Below are 14,527 nucleotides of genomic sequence, written 5' to 3'. Positions count from 1 at the left end.
GGGGGGGTAGGGAAAGCCGTGATCGGCCCGGGGGAAGGCGGCGAGTCACGGCGCGGGCACGGTTCAGCCTCAAGCGGGCGCCGGAGTTAGGGCCGGCCCAAGGTCAGCAGCAGACATGCAAGCAATAGCAGCAGCGCCAATCCATGCCGATCAGTCATCGCCGATGACGTTGAAGAAAGGCTGGCAGCCGAATCGAAAATCGGACTCGCGACCGACCGGATTCCATCCGGGGCCGCGTCAGAAATCGATGGCGATGCCCTTCTTCTCCCAATCCCCATAGCGCACCGGAGAAAGGCCGTCCAGATCGGGCTGCGCCTTGGGCTGCTCCGGCTCCGGCACGGGCGGGCTGGGCGACAAATGCGCCGGTGCCGTGACACCAGCGGGGCGGCGCGAGGATTCGGTCATGTTGCGGCGGCTCCGTTCCCGGCCCATGTGGAGCCGCATGGTGAAAGAGACAAGAACAGGTGACGATCTGGGCCCCGGCGTGGCGACGCGCGCGGCGGCGCTGAAACTGCTGGATGCGGTGCTGCGGCGGGGATTGCCGCTGGAAAGCGCGCTGGACAATGCGGCACGGGGCCTCGAACGGAGCGAGGACCGGGCGCTGGCCCACGCGATCGCGGCCGAGGTGCTGCGGCGCCTGCCCGATCTGGACGCGCTGATCGACGGCGCTACCGCCAAGCCGCTGCCGCGCGACGCCAAGGCGCGCATGGCGCTGCGCATCGCCCTGGCGCAGAGCCTTCGGTTGGGTACGCCGGCGCATGCCGCGATCGCCACGGTGTTGCCGCTGGTGGATGGCGGCCCGCGCCGGCTGGTCCATGGCGTGTTCGGCGCGCTGAGCAGGGGCAATGCGACCCTGCCCGATGTGCCCCAATTGCCGGACGAACTGGCGATGCGGTGGGAGCAGGCGTGGAGCGCCGACATGGTGGAGGCGGCCGCCCGCGCCATCGCCGCGCCGCCGCCGATCGACCTCACCCTGCGCGATGCGGGCGAGACGGCGATGTGGGCCGAGCGGCTGGGCGGCATCAGCCTCGCGCCCGGCCATGTCCGCCTGCCGACAGGCGCGCGCGTGCCGGACCTGCCGGGTTTCGCGGAGGGTGCATGGTGGGTGCAGGACATATCCGCGTCGCTGCCCGCCCGTCTGATGGGGGCGGGCGAGGGGCGCGGCGCGCTCGACCTGTGCTGCGCGCCGGGCGGCAAGACCATGCAGCTTGCCGCCGCCGGCTGGCAGGTGTCGGCCATCGACCTGTCCGAATCACGCCTGGCCCGCGTGGTGGACAATCTGAAGCGCACGGGCCTGTCCGCAGGCCTGCATGTGGCGGACGCGCTGACCTTCACCGCGCCGGCGCCGGTGGATGCGGTGCTGCTGGATGCGCCCTGTTCCGCCACCGGCATCTTCCGCCGCCATCCCGACGTGCTCCATCGCGCCCGCCCGCGCGCCATCGCCGGCATGGCCGAACGGCAGCAGGCGATGCTGGCGCGTGCCGCCAATTGGGTGAAGCCGGGCGGGCTGCTGGTCTATGCGGTCTGCTCGCTGGAGCCGCAAGAGGGCGAGCGCGTGGCCGAGGCCTTCGCCGCCAGCCATCGCGATTTCGTGGGCGATCCCGTGGAGGCCGGCGAACTGCCGGCGGGAATCATGCCCGGCGCTGAGGGCCATGTGCGCGTGCTGCCCGGCACGCTGGAGGAGCAAGGCGGCGCCGACGGCTTCTTCGTCGCGCGCTTTAGGCGGCGGTGACGGTTGCGGCGGTGGAATCGCATCGGCTAGAGCAAGGCATGGCGCGCCCGACCCTGATCGCAGCATCCATCCTGTCCGCAGACTTCGCCAAGCTGGGCGAGGAGGTGCGGGCCGTGGACCAGGCCGGTGTGGACTGGATCCACATCGACGTGATGGACGGGCATTTCGTGCCCAACATCACGCTGGGGCCGCAGGTGGTGAAGGCGATCCGGCCGCACACGGCCAGGCTGCTGGACGTCCACCTGATGATCGCGCCGGTGGACCCCTATCTGGATGCCTTTGCCGAGGCGGGCGCCGACCAGATGACGGCGCATTACGAGGCGGGGCCGCACATCCACCGCACGCTGCAGCGGATCAAGGCGCTGGGCAAGCGCGCGGGCGTGTCGCTCAACCCCGGCACGCCGACGGAGGCGCTGGATTACCTGATCGACCTGGTCGACACGATCCAGGTGATGAGCGTCAATCCCGGTTTCGGCGGGCAGAGCTTCATCGACAGCCAGATGCTCAAGATCGAACGGATCCGCGCGCTGATCGAGCGGAGCGGGCGCGACATCGACCTGGAGGTGGATGGCGGCATCGGAGCCGCCAACATCGCCCGCGCGGTCGCCGCCGGCGCCAACGTGCTGGTCGCCGGCACCGCCACGTTCCAGGGCGGCCCGTCCGAATATGCCGCCAATGTCGCGCGCCTGCGTGAGGCGCGCTGATGGCCGACCTGTCCGGGGGAGAGGCACCTCCGCCCGGTGAGGACGATAAGCGGACGGTGCGGGGCGATGATCGTCCGGGCGCATCGCTCGCCGACAAATTGGGGCAGGGGCTCAAGCGGCTCAGCTGGCGGACCCCGATCCACTCGCTGCGGCTGCGTGGGCGCTATCCGCTGCAATTGCTGGACGTGCCGGCCGACCCCGTTCCGGGCAATGCCAAGGCCGGGCGCGCCCTGTTCGAACACAGGCTGAGCCATGCCGGGGAAAGCATCGCGTTCGACGCGATCGACCGCGGCCTGTCGCCCGCGATGACCGATTACCTCCAGAGCTTCGCCTGGCTGCGCGACCTGGCGGCGGCGGCGGCGGAGCGGCGGGAGGCGACTGGCATTGCCGAGCAACTGATGCGCCGCTGGCTGAAGGCGCATGCCAAGGAGGTCAGCCAGCCGGGTTGGCGGCCCGATCTGTGGGGGCAGCGCGTACTGTTCTGGACGGCCTATGCGCCCTTCATCCTCGACACGCGCGACGTGCACTATCGGACGGAGGTGCTGCGCGCGCTGGCTCGCGGTGCCCGCCACTTGGACAATGCGGCGGCGGCGGCGCCGCAGGGCCTGCCGCAGCTGACCGCCTGGGCGGGGGTGATCGCGGCCGGCCTGCTGTTCCCGGGCGGCGACCTGCGCGCGGCGCATGGCGAGGCGGGAATGACGCGGGCGCTAGCGGTGGCGGTCCATGCCGATGGCGGGCTGGTGTCCCGCTCGCCCGCCGAGCAATTGGCCTTTGTTGAGCTGCTCGCGCAATTGCGGGCGGTGTATGAGGTGCGGGCGCGTCCGCCGGCGGGAGCGGTCGCGCGCGCTCTGACCCTGGCGGTGCCTGTGCTGGCAAGCGCGACCCTGGGCGATGGCGCGCTGTCGAGCTGGCAAGGCGGCGGGCCCTTGCCGGAGCATCAGGTGGCGGCGGCGATCGCGGCGGCGGCGGTGCGGCCGGGCATGCGCGACGATGCCCGCGACTGGGGCTATCAGCGTCTATGCTGCGGGGAGGCGCGGCTGGTGGTCGACGCCGCACCCCCGCCCAAGGCGGCATTGGCGCGCGGCGGCTGCGCTTCGACCCTGGCGTTCGAGCTATCCGATGGCGATCAGCGGCTGATCGTCAATTGCGGGGGCGGGATCGGGCTGCCGGGCGATCTGACCGAGGCGCTGCGCACTACCGCCGCCCATTCCACCCTGACGCTGGGCGAGACCAATTCGACCGCGCTACACCCGGACGGAACCATGGGACGCGGCGTGAACGAGGTCGCGTTGATCCGCGTGCATGGGGCGGATGCCAGCCGGATCGAGGCGAGTCACGACGGGTATCTGAAGCGGTTCGGCTTCACCCATTCCCGCCGCCTGACGCTGGCGGCGGACGGTTATTCGCTGGACGGGGAGGATCGGGTGATCCCCGCGCCGCGGCGCAAGGCCGGGCCGGTGCCCGCCACCCTGCGGTTCCATCTCGCGCCCGGGGTGGAGACGGTCATCACCGCTGATGGGCAGGGCGCACTGCTGCGTCCCCGGGACGCTCCGTCCTGGCAATTCCGCACCCGCGCCGGCACGCTGACGATCGAGGATAGTTTGTGGATCGATCGCGCGGGACGGCCGCGCGCCACGCAGCAACTGGTGGTCGCATTGCTGACGGGCGGCGAGGGTGCAACCATTCCCTGGTCGCTGCGCCGCGTGCGCTGACGGCGCTTACCCCCCAGCGATCAAGCTGCGCCGGATCGCCGGCCCGTCGATCGAACCATCGGCAAGCTTCGCCAGCAATAGGGCCGACAGCTGCGCGCGTTCGACGAAGCTGTCCGGCCAGGCATATTCCCGCTCCGAATGGATGTCCCCGCCGCGCACGCCCAGCGTGTCGATGCCGGGCAGGCCGGCGGCGAACAGGTTGTTGCCTTCGCACACCCCGCCTGAAGGGGCCCAGGCGATGCTTTGTCCGATCAGCGCGCCCGTCGCCCGCACGGCGGCGAACAGATGCTGTTGCGCCGGCACGAACGGCTTCGGCCGGCGGGTGATCCCGCCGTGCAGCGACAGGGCGATGCCACCGCTCCGTCCGGCATCCAGGGCTTCGGCGATGCCGCGCATCAGCCAGTCCTCATCCGTCGGCAGCGGCAGGCGCGCGTTGAAGCGGACCACGGCCATGTCCGGCACCATGTTGAGCGGCGCGCCACCGTCGATCCGGGCGACATTGACCGTCACGCCCTCGCGCTGCCCGTTCAGTTCGCCCAAGGCCTGGGCGATCCGCGCGGCGGCAAGGATGGCGTTGCGCCCGCTCGCGAAATCGCGTCCGGCATGGGCGGCGCGACCGGTGACACGGACGTGGAAATTGCCCGATCCCTTGCGTCCCGACACCAGCGTGCCGTCGCTCAAAGCGGGCTCATAGGTCATGCCGACATGGGCCGATGCACCCAGCTCCGCCAGCAAGGGCGCGGATGCGAGTGAACCCGTTTCCTCATCGGGTGACAGCAGCATTGTATAGCCCAACCGCGACGCCAGCGGGTGGTGTTCCCACGCGGCGAGCGCCGCCAGCATGACGCTGATCCCGCCCTTCATGTCGGCGATGCCGGGACCGTTCAGCGCGCCATCGGCCCGCGTCGACACCGCGCGAAACGCCGTGTCCGCCGGATAGACCGTGTCGTAATGGCCGGTCAGCGCGACCTGCACCGGTGCATCGGGGCGGACCCGCAGCCGCAGGGCATGCCCATTTTCGGCCGGACGGATGCGACCATCGACGGCAACTTCCTCCGTCGGCGGCAGGGCGATCCGCTCCATGTGGCCAGGAAGCCTGCCAAGCTCGGCGTCCATCCGGGCCGCCATCTCGGCCAATCCCACCAGGTTGCGGCTGCCGCTGTTGATCCCGCACCATCCGACCGCCCGCGCGACGATCTCCACGCCGCCCGCGGCGATGCCGTCGAGCATCGCTGCGTCGGCGGCGGCAAGCGTCAGGTCGGGCGGCGCGACGGTCAGACGTGATGCTCGTGCGCGAAGGCGGCGGCGGCGCCGTACAGGCCCGGCTGCGGATGGGTGATCAGCTTGACCGGGATGTCGGCCATCATCCGCTCGAACCGGCCCTTGGCCACGAACCGCTGGCTGAAGCCCGATTGCGGCAGGTGGTCCGCCACGCGCAGGCCGACGCCGCCGCCGATCACCACCGTGGACGCGCCCTGCGCCAGCGCCACGTCGCCGGCGATGGAACCCAAGGACAGGCAGAAGCGGTCGAGCGCGGCCGCGGCCAGGCTGTCGCTGCCCTCCAGCGCGGCGGTCCACAGCACCTTGTCCTCGATCGGCGCGACCGCCCTGTTCTCCAGCGCGGCAAGCGCGCCATAGATGTTGTTCAGGCCGGGGCCGGAAACGACCCGCTCGGTAGAAACGCGGCGATAGCGCGTACGCAGCGCCTTGAGGATGCCGTCCTCGATCGAGTCGTGCGGCGCGAAGTCCACATGCCCGCCTTCCGTCTCGCGCACCTGATAGGTGCCGTCCGCGCGCACCACATAGGCGACGCCCAGCCCGGTGCCCGGCCCGAGCACGCTGATCACGCCCGTGTCCGGCAACGCCCGCTCGGGCCCGCACAGGTGACGCAGGTGATGCGCGTCGCAGCTGGCGACGGCATGGGCCACCGCGCCGAAATCGTTGACCAGCGTGTAGCGATCCACCCGCAGCTTCTCGTTCACCAAAGCCGGGCGGATCACCCACGGATTGTTGGTCAGCTTCAGCACGTCGCCATGGATCGGCCCGGCGATGGCGATGGCGGCGGCACGCGGCAGCGGCTCGCTCTGCAGATCCGCAAACGCCTCCAGCGCGAGTTGCAGGCTGGCATGTTCCGCCGTCTTGAAGGTGACTTCGGGCGCCAGGGAGACGACATGGCCATCCTCCACCTCCGCCAGCGCGAAGCGCGCATGGGTGCCGCCGATGTCGATGGTCACGATCTTGGTCGCCAAAAGTCCGTCCCCGCTGTGACGCGATGTTGCGCGTGAGTGCCAGCCTTTAGCCAAGCCGCGCGGCGCAATGAAGCGTTTAACGTATCACATGCGCGCGTCGGGATCGGGCTACTCTTGCGCCGCCATGTCGCGGACGGACAACCAGCGCGCGCGCTCCCGCTCGGCATCGGCCAGCGCCCGGTGCGCGGGCGGCATGGCGCGGAACCGGGCCAGCACAGCCGCCACGATCGCGTCGGCCGTCCCGGCAATCAGGTCCGGGGGCGTGGTTGGGCGGAGGCCCGTGCGGGCGGCATCACGGAACGCCTCCTCGCTGTCGCGCAGCCGCAGGCTGTGGCGGGGCAGGCCGGCGGCGCGGAGCAGCGCACTGAGCCACTTGCCGTCCCAGGATGGCGCACTCGCCAGCAGGTCATGCCCGCCCAGCGCCTCCACCATGTGCCGGGCGAGCTGGTCGTGCGGCGTGCCGTCCTGCATCAGCGTGTCGCGCGGGATGTGGTGGATCGCCTCCGCCTCCACGTCCCAATCGTCCCATCCCGGCGCGGGGCGGATCAGGTGCGATTCGGAGCGTCCGTCCTCGAACACCCACGCCACCTCGATCGGCACACCCTTCTTGCCCAGGGAGGAAGCTTCGAAGTCCAGGAATACCAGCATGGACGTGCTAACGCGCCAGAACCCGGGGCGATGCGGCGCGTTGGGGCGTCATGCTGGATGTTCGCGACAGGCTTCAGGCCCGGATCCACCGCCTGGTCGGGTTCGGATCGGGCGAGATCGACCTGGATCATGGCGATGCCGGTCTGTTCGGGCCGGAATCGGCCGCGTGGACGGTGCATGGCGACTTCACCGCGATGATGATCGGCGGGGTGGCGGCCTTGCTGATGCAGATGCTGCATCCCGCCGCGCTGGCGGGGGTGCTGGGCCATTCCAACTTCCGGCAGGACATGCCGGGCCGCTTGCGGCGCACCGCGCAGTTCGTGGCCGGCACCACCTACGGCTCGACCGAGCAGGCGGAGGCGCTGATCGCGCGCGTCCGGGCCATCCATGCGCGGGTGCGCGGCACCCTGCCGGACGGCACGCGCTACGCCGCCGACGACCCCGCCCTGCTGACCTGGGTGCATGTGGCGGAAATGTCGAGCTTCCTCGCGGCGCACATCCGCTATTGCGACCCGGCATTCCCGCTGGCGGAACAGGACCGCTATCTGGCAGAGGTCGCCGCCATCGCCGAGCGGCTGGGCGCGACCGGCGTGCCCCGTGACCGGGCCGGACTGGATGCCTATATGCTGGCCGTCCGCCCGCAGCTTCGGGCCAGTGCGCGCATGCATGAGGTGGCGCGGGCCCTGTTGAGCCAGCCGTCGCCCAGCCCGGCGCTGGCGCCGTTCGGCCGGATGATGCTGGAAGCAGGGGTGGACCTGCTGCCGGATTGGGCCCGCGCGCTGCACGACCTGCGCACCCCGCCACGGCCGGTGATCCGCGCCGGCGTGCGGGGCGTGGGACAGGTGATGCGGTGGGCCTTGCGCGACGGATCGGCCAGCCGTGCGCGTCGCCGGGTGGGTGTTGCCGCCTGACACCCGTTGTTCAGCTTTTTTCAACCGCTGCCCGCTAACACCATCCCGCATGACGGGAGAAGGCAGGCGTGTCGACCATAAGCGACGAGGGTAACGATCCGCGCGGCGCCCGACGCCGGTCGACGCGCGCGGCCAGCACCATCCGGATCACCGGGGCCGGACCGATCGACGTCATGGTGCTGGACGTGTCCTCCACCGGTGTCCGCATCCTGACGCCGGAGCCGCTCGACATCGGGCAGGAGATCAGCATCGGGCTGGCCGGCGCCGGCCTGACCCGCGCCTTTGTCGCCTGGGCGGAGGGCGAGCAATATGGCTGCGCGTTTGAAGCGCCGATCGCGCAGGACGTGGCGTCGCGGGCCTTTTCCAAGACGGCGGTGGTCCGTTTGGGCCAGCGCCAAGCCGCAGCGCAGGCGGCGGGATCGTCGGACCTGCGCGACCTGTATCACGGCCACAGCTTCTGGCAGATCCCGTCCGACGCGATCCTGGCCACCATCCTGATGATCGGGCTTGCCGTCTATCTCGGCTGGACCTTGATCGGCGGCTGAGGTCGCCTCAGCGTCCCAGCAGGTGATCGACCAGCGCGCCGGCTGTCGAAAAGCAGTTGGTCGCAAGCGTGCCGCCCGCATCCCGCGCCGATCCCGGCACCAGCGCGCGCCCGAAACCGAGCTTGGCTGCCTCCTTCAGCCGCAATCCCGCATGGGCGACGCCGCGCACCTCGCCGGACAGCGCCAATTCCCCGAATGCGACCGCGTCGGCCGGGATCGGCCGTTCCGCCAGGGCCGACACCAACGCCGCCGCGACCGCCAGGTCGGCCCCCGGATCGGCGATGCGATAGCCGCCCGAGACGTTCAGATAGACTTCGCAGGTGGAGAAACTGAGGCCGCAGCGCGCCTCCAGCACCGCCAGGATCATCGCCAACCGCCCGCTGTCCCAGCCCACCACCGCCCGGCGCGGCGTGGCGCCGCTCGCCAGCCGGACCACCAGCGCCTGTATCTCGACCAAGACCGGCCGCGTCCCCTCGACAGCGGGAAACACGATTGCGCCGGCAATTGCCTCGTCCCGGTCGGTCAGGAACAAGGCGGACGGATTCGCCACCTCGGCCAAGCCTTCCGACTGCATGGCGAAAACGCCGATCTCGTCCGTGCCGCCGAAGCGGTTCTTGACCGAGCGGAGAATGCGATATTGGTGGCTGCGCTCGCCCTCGAAGCTCAGCACCGTGTCCACCATATGCTCCAGCACGCGTGGACCGGCGATTGTGCCGTCCTTGGTGACGTGGCCGACCAGGATCAGCGCAGTGCCGCGATCCTTGGCGTAGCGGATCAGTTCCTGCGCCGACGCGCGCACCTGGCTGACAGTACCCGGCGCGCCTTCGATCAGGTCCGAATGCATCGTCTGGATCGAATCGATGATCAGCAGAGCGGGCGGCGCGCCGCTGTCGAGCGTGGTCAGGATGTCCCGCACCGACGTCGCCGTGGCGAGTTGCACCGGGGCTTGGCCCAGGTCCATGCGCCGGGCGCGCAGACGGACCTGATCCGCCGCTTCCTCACCCGAAATATAGGCGACGCGGGACCCCGCCAGCGCCAGCTTGGCCGCCGCCTGGAGCAGCAAGGTCGACTTGCCGATGCCGGGATCGCCGCCGATCAGGGTGGCCGATCCCGCCACCAGCCCGCCGCCCAGCGCCCGGTCCAGTTCCGCGATCCCGGTCATCAGCCGGTCGGGCAGGGCCACGTCGCTGTCCAGTCCCGACAGTTGAAACGCCCGCCCGCCCGAGCGCAGATCGTGCTTGGCCGCGAACGGGGTCACCACGCCCCCGACCTCCTCGACCAGGGTGTTCCATTCGCCGCAATCGACGCACTGTCCCTGCCACTTGCTGGCGACCGACCCGCAGAGCTGGCAGGTATAGCGGCGCTGCGGCTTGGCCATCGGCGGATCCTTGTTGTGGCGCGGTGCTGAACGAAGCAGGAACATAGGCGCGTGGGTGGGCGGGCGCAACCGCCAAGGCTGGTCTTGCGCCGCCAACCCGCTTACTCTCCGCGCATGGCCTTTCTGAAGACCCTGTTCTGGATCATGCTGACGATCGTCGTCGTGGTCTTCTTCATGCACAATTGGACGCCGACCAGCATCAGCCTGTTCGGCGATCTGGTGTGGCAGACCAAGCTGCCGGTGCCGCTGTCGCTCGCCTTCCTGCTCGGCTTCCTGCCGACCTATGCCTGGCATCGCGCCACCCGCTGGAACGATCGTCGCCGGGCGCTGGCGGCGGCCTCCTCCGCGTCGGTAGCCCCGCCCGAGCCGGTGATCCAGGTTCCCCCCGCGCCGGGTACGTCCATCGACCAGCCGCACATTGAACAGCCGCGCCAGGATATCTGATGACCTCTCCCGTCTATGTTGCCATCGACACGCCCGATCTCCAGCGCGCCAAGGACCTTGCCACTCGCGTCCGCGCCCATGTCGGCGGGATCAAGCTAGGCCTCGAATTCTTCGCCGCCCATGGCCAGCATGGCGTGCGCGAACTGGCCCATGTCGGCCTGCCGATCTTTCTCGACCTGAAACTGCACGACATTCCCAACACGGTGGCAAGCGCGATCCAGGCGCTGCACGACCTCGCCCCGGCGGTGCTCACCATCCACGCCGCGGGCGGACGCGCGATGATGGAGGATGCCAAGGCCGCCGCCCATCCATCGACCAAGGTGGTGGCGGTGACATTGCTCACCAGCCTCGACGCGGGCGACCTGTCGTCGATCGGCGTCGGCGGGGACGAGCATGGCCAGGTGGAGCGCCTGACCGCGCTGGCACAGGAAGCCGGGCTGGACGGCGTGGTCTGTTCGGGGTTCGAGGTTGCGGCGGCGCGCCGGGCGTGGCGCGACGGCTTCTTCGTCGTACCGGGCGTGCGGCCCGCCGGTGGGCCGGTCGGCGATCAGAAGAGGGTGATGACGCCGCGTCAGGCGCTGGACAATGGCGCGTCCATCCTGGTTGTCGGCCGTCCGATCACCAAAGCGGAGGATCCGGACGCCGCGGCGCGGGCGATCGCCGCCACGCTGTAAGGTTGACCCCCGGCTGGGGCTGCGCCACAGCCTGGGGGATTATCAACTTTGTGGTGATTTCCCCTTGGCCGCGCCCAAGCCGCTCAGCTTCCAGTCGCTGATCCTGACGCTTCATGATTATTGGAGCGCGCAGGGCTGCGTCGTCCTTCAGCCTTACGATATGGAAATGGGGGCGGGAACGTTTCACCCCGCCACGACGCTGCGCGCGCTCGGCCCCAATCCGTGGAAGGCGGCCTATGTCCAGCCGTCGCGCCGCCCGACCGACGGCCGCTATGGCGAGAACCCCAACCGCCTCGGCCATTATTACCAGTATCAGGTGATCCTGAAGCCGAGCCCGCCCAATTTGCAGGAACTGTATCTCGGCTCGCTGGAGCGGATCGGGATCGACGTCCGCAACCATGACATCCGCTTCGTCGAGGATGATTGGGAAAGCCCGACGCTCGGCGCCTGGGGTCTCGGCTGGGAAGTGTGGTGCGACGGGATGGAGGTGACGCAGTTCACCTATTTCCAGCAGGTCGGCGGGTTCGACTGCAAGCCGGTGGCGGGCGAGCTGACCTACGGCCTCGAACGGCTGGCCATGTATATCCAGGGCGTCGACCGGGTCTATGACCTGCGCTTCAACGACGAGGGCGTCAGCTATGGCGACGTCTTTCTGGAGAATGAGCGCCAGTTCAGCGCCTATAATTTTGAGGCGGCCAACACCGAAACCCTGTTCCGGCAGTTCACGCTGGCCGCCGACGAGTGCAAGGCGTTGCTGGAGCGGGACAAACCGCTGTCGCTGCCGGCCTATGACCAGGCGATCAAGGCCAGCCACATCTTCAACACCCTCCAGGCGCGCGGCGTGATCTCGGTGGCGGAGCGTCAGGCCTATATCGGCCGGGTGCGCGAACTGGCCAAGGGCGCGTGCGAGGCGTGGATGGCGCATAATGGCTGGGCGGCATGATCATGGAACCCGACTGGCGGCAAGGACTGAGTTCGGGCCTTAAGATCGCTCTGGTTCCAGTCTGGCTTATCGGGCCAGCGGTGCCGTTTGCCCTGGGCTTTAGGCTCGTCGGGCTCGGGGCAACAATGAGCAGTATGCTTGCGATGATCGCGTGGGGAGCAATCCTGGCGTGGTTTCTTAGCAGGGAGGCGCATACCACTAGAATAGGAGCCAGTCTCGACCGTTTGTTCGGCTGGCTCACGCGTCTTTGAAGAAGGCTTTGGTTTGATGACTGATTTCCTGCTCGAACTCCTGTCGGAGGAAATCCCTGCGCGGATGCAGGAGAAGGCTTCCGCCGATCTGGCGCGCCTGTTCGCGGATGAGATCGCCAGGACCGGGCTGAAGGCGGAAGGGGTCGAGGTCTTTGCCACCCCGCGCCGCCTGGCCCTGATCGCGCGCGGGTTGCCGCTGGCGACCGAGGCGGTGCGCGAGGAGACCAAGGGGCCCAAAGCCTCCGCTCCGCCGCAGGCGCTGGAAGGCTTCCTGCGCAAGACCGGCCTTGCCCGCGAGCAACTGACCGAGCGCGACGGCGTGCTGTTCGCCATCGTGGAAAAGCCCGGCCGTGCCACTGCGGATGTGCTGGCGGCGGCGGTGCCGGCGGTGATCCGCGCCTTTCCCTGGCCCAAGTCGATGCGCTGGGGCGCGGCGTCCTCCTCCACCGCCAGCCTGCGCTGGGTGCGCCCGCTGCAGGGCATCCTTGCCTTGTTCGGTGAGGATGTGGTGCCGCTGGAGGTGGACGGGATCGTCAGCGGCGCGGCGACGCGCGGCCACCGCTTCCATCATCCCGGTCCGATCACCATCGGTTCGGCGGCGGACTATGCGGGCAAGCTGCGCGCCTGCCATGTGATCCTCGATCCCGCCGAACGGCGCGGGATCATCGAAGGCGCTGCCCGTGCGCTGGCCGAGGCGCGTGGGCTGCATGTCGTGCCCGACGCGGGCCTGGTGGCGGAGAATGCCGGCCTGACCGAATGGCCGGTGCCGCTGCTGGGCGACTTCGACCCGGCGTTCCTGGATGTGCCGCGCGAGGTGATCCAGCTCACCATGCGCACCAACCAGAAATATTTCGCGCTGGTGGACAGTGCGGGCAAGCTCGCCCCCAACTTCATCTGCACCGCCAACATCGCGGCGGCGGACGGTGGGGAGGCGATCGTCGCCGGCAACCGCAAGGTGCTGGCCGCGCGCCTGTCCGACGCAAAGTTCTTCTGGGAACAGGACCTCAAGGTTCCGCTGGCAGAGCAGGCGCGCAAGCTGTCCCAGATCGTCTTCCACGAAAAGCTCGGCACGCTGGCCGACAAGGTCGATCGCGTGGCGAAACTGGCGCGCTGGCTGGTGGAAGAGGGGATCGTCCCCGCTGCCGATCCGGCCCAGGCCGAACAGGCCGCTCGGCTGGCCAAGGCCGATCTGGTCACCGGCATGGTGGGCGAGTTTCCTGAATTGCAGGGCATCATGGGCGGCTATTACGCCCATGCCGAGGGGCTGCCGGCCGCCGTCGCCGACGCGATCCGCGACCATTACAAGCCGGTGGGCCAGGGCGACGACGTGCCGACCGCCCCGGTCACGGTGGCGGTCAGCCTGGCGGATAAACTGGACACGTTGCGCGGCTTCTTCCTGCTGGAAGAGCCGCCGACGGGATCGAAGGATCCGTTCGCCCTGCGCCGCGCGGCGCTGGGCGTGATCCGGCTGGTGACGGCGAACGGCCTGCGGGGCGAACTTGGGCAATGGCTGACCAAGGCGGTCGACCTCCATCTGGAGACGTGCCTGCGCGCCATGACGCTGCCGGTTCCGGCCGCGCCTTTTCACCTTGAGGTGCAGGGCGACGACAAGCGGCTGATGGCGGGGGACGCCGAATTGATCCGCTTCCCCGTGCCGGCGGATGCGCCCTTCTATGCGGGCGTGCGCGCCGAGGGGCTCCACCCCGCGCCTCCGATCGACTTCTTCGCGGACCGCCTCAAGGTCCAGCAGCGCGAGGCCGGCGTGCGGCACGACCTGATCGACGCGGTGTTCGCGCTGGGTGGGGAGGACGATCTGGTCCGCCTGCTCGCGCGGGTGGCGGCGTTGCAGGCGTTCGTCGCGACGGAGGACGGCGTCAACCTGATCGCCGGCTACAAGCGCGCCGCCAACATCCTGAAGAAGGAAGACGTGGGCGAAAGCGAGGACACGGATGCGGGCGTGGATTACACGCCCGAGCCCGCCGAGTCGGCGCTGATCGCGGCACTCGACACGGCAGAGACGCAGGCATCCGCCTCGGTCGAGCGGGAAGATTTCGAGACGGCGATGGCCGCGCTCGCCAGCTTGCGGGGGCCGATCGACGCCTTTTTCGATAGCGTTACCGTGAACGATGCCGATCCGGCCAAGCGCATGGCACGTCTCGGTTTATTGGGACGGATTCGCCGCGCGGTGCATCGCGTGGCGGATTTCTCCCGCACCGAAGGGTGAAGCTACCGCGCGTTCAGGCTGCGATTAGGACAATTTGGCTTCATTTTGTTCGGCTTGATCGACCCTCAACGGCCGCTTAGCCGTGGCACGACCGCAAACAAGCAGGAGCAGT

14 protein-coding genes are annotated in these 14,527 nt (G+C 69.4%); 9 read left to right on the top strand and 5 right to left on the bottom strand.

What is annotated here, in order from left to right; genetic code table 11:
• Positions 1-237: 237 nt before the first annotated feature.
• Entirely contained in the window at positions 238-405 is a 168-nt protein-coding gene (locus Q0D93_RS11770) for a DUF1674 domain-containing protein (RefSeq protein ID WP_294394458.1), read from the bottom strand.
• A gap of 37 nt (positions 406-442) precedes the next feature.
• Between Q0D93_RS11770 and Q0D93_RS11765 the strand changes: the two genes are divergently transcribed.
• The 3 genes from Q0D93_RS11765 to Q0D93_RS11755 are packed head-to-tail and all read left to right on the top strand — an operon-like array spanning position 443 to position 4,148.
• A complete protein-coding gene (locus tag Q0D93_RS11765) occupies positions 443-1,732 on the top strand; it encodes a transcription antitermination factor NusB (protein WP_294394457.1) in 1,290 nt (429 codons plus the stop codon).
• A 38-nt stretch (positions 1,733-1,770) separates the two neighbouring features.
• The gene (rpe, locus tag Q0D93_RS11760) at positions 1,771-2,436 is read left to right on the top strand and encodes a ribulose-phosphate 3-epimerase (RefSeq protein WP_294394456.1); all 666 of its coding nucleotides are present in this window, start codon (positions 1,771-1,773) and stop codon (positions 2,434-2,436) included.
• Positions 2,436-4,148, top strand: coding sequence for a heparinase II/III family protein (locus Q0D93_RS11755; RefSeq protein ID WP_294394455.1), 1,713 nt, complete (start codon positions 2,436-2,438; stop codon positions 4,146-4,148). Before rpe ends, Q0D93_RS11755 begins: the two co-directional genes overlap by 1 nt.
• Before the next feature lie 6 nt (positions 4,149-4,154).
• Here the strand turns inward: Q0D93_RS11755 and Q0D93_RS11750 are convergent, their stop codons facing one another.
• The 3 genes from Q0D93_RS11750 to Q0D93_RS11740 form a co-directional block, all read right to left on the bottom strand.
• Positions 4,155-5,405 (bottom strand): hydrolase, encoded by a 1,251-nt coding sequence (locus Q0D93_RS11750; protein WP_294394491.1) that lies wholly within the window; start codon positions 5,403-5,405, stop codon positions 4,155-4,157.
• A gap of 17 nt (positions 5,406-5,422) precedes the next feature.
• On the bottom strand, positions 5,423-6,397 hold the full coding sequence (gene glk / locus Q0D93_RS11745; RefSeq protein ID WP_294394454.1) for a glucokinase: 975 nt from the start codon (positions 6,395-6,397) through the stop codon (positions 5,423-5,425).
• A gap of 108 nt (positions 6,398-6,505) precedes the next feature.
• Complete coding sequence (locus tag Q0D93_RS11740) at positions 6,506-7,045, bottom strand: transcriptional regulator (RefSeq protein WP_294394451.1); 540 nt, start codon at positions 7,043-7,045, stop codon at positions 6,506-6,508.
• A 50-nt stretch (positions 7,046-7,095) separates the two neighbouring features.
• Here Q0D93_RS11740 and Q0D93_RS11735 point away from each other — a divergent pair, with 50 nt between their 5' ends.
• Positions 7,096-7,956, top strand: a complete 861-nt coding sequence (locus Q0D93_RS11735) for an oxygenase MpaB family protein (RefSeq protein WP_294394447.1) — start codon at positions 7,096-7,098, stop codon at positions 7,954-7,956.
• A gap of 68 nt (positions 7,957-8,024) precedes the next feature.
• A complete protein-coding gene (locus Q0D93_RS11730) occupies positions 8,025-8,501 on the top strand; it encodes a PilZ domain-containing protein (protein WP_294394444.1) in 477 nt (158 codons plus the stop codon).
• A gap of 7 nt (positions 8,502-8,508) precedes the next feature.
• Here Q0D93_RS11730 and radA read toward each other — a convergent pair whose 3' ends face one another.
• A complete protein-coding gene (radA, locus tag Q0D93_RS11725; RefSeq protein WP_294394441.1) occupies positions 8,509-9,879 on the bottom strand; it encodes a DNA repair protein RadA in 1,371 nt (456 codons plus the stop codon).
• 84 nt (positions 9,880-9,963) lie between these two features.
• Between radA and Q0D93_RS11720 the strand changes: the two genes are divergently transcribed.
• From Q0D93_RS11720 to glyS, 4 genes are all read left to right on the top strand, one after another.
• Entirely contained in the window at positions 9,964-10,323 is a 360-nt protein-coding gene (locus Q0D93_RS11720; RefSeq protein ID WP_294394437.1) for a hypothetical protein, read from the top strand.
• Complete coding sequence (pyrF, locus tag Q0D93_RS11715; protein WP_294394436.1) at positions 10,323-10,997, top strand: orotidine-5'-phosphate decarboxylase; 675 nt, start codon at positions 10,323-10,325, stop codon at positions 10,995-10,997. The genes Q0D93_RS11720 and pyrF overlap by 1 nt, the downstream gene beginning before the upstream one ends.
• A 64-nt stretch (positions 10,998-11,061) precedes the next feature.
• Positions 11,062-11,940, top strand: coding sequence for a glycine--tRNA ligase subunit alpha (locus Q0D93_RS11710; RefSeq protein ID WP_294394434.1), 879 nt, complete (start codon positions 11,062-11,064; stop codon positions 11,938-11,940).
• A 267-nt stretch (positions 11,941-12,207) separates the two neighbouring features.
• Entirely contained in the window at positions 12,208-14,415 is a 2,208-nt protein-coding gene (gene glyS / locus Q0D93_RS11705) for a glycine--tRNA ligase subunit beta (RefSeq protein WP_294394431.1), read from the top strand.
• The last annotated feature ends 112 nt before the right edge of the window (positions 14,416-14,527 follow it).

This window comes from uncultured Sphingomonas sp. (genome assembly GCF_934560975.1).
GTDB lineage: Bacteria > Pseudomonadota > Alphaproteobacteria > Sphingomonadales > Sphingomonadaceae > Sphingomonas_I.
This window is presented reverse-complemented; position numbering and strand designations above follow the sequence as displayed.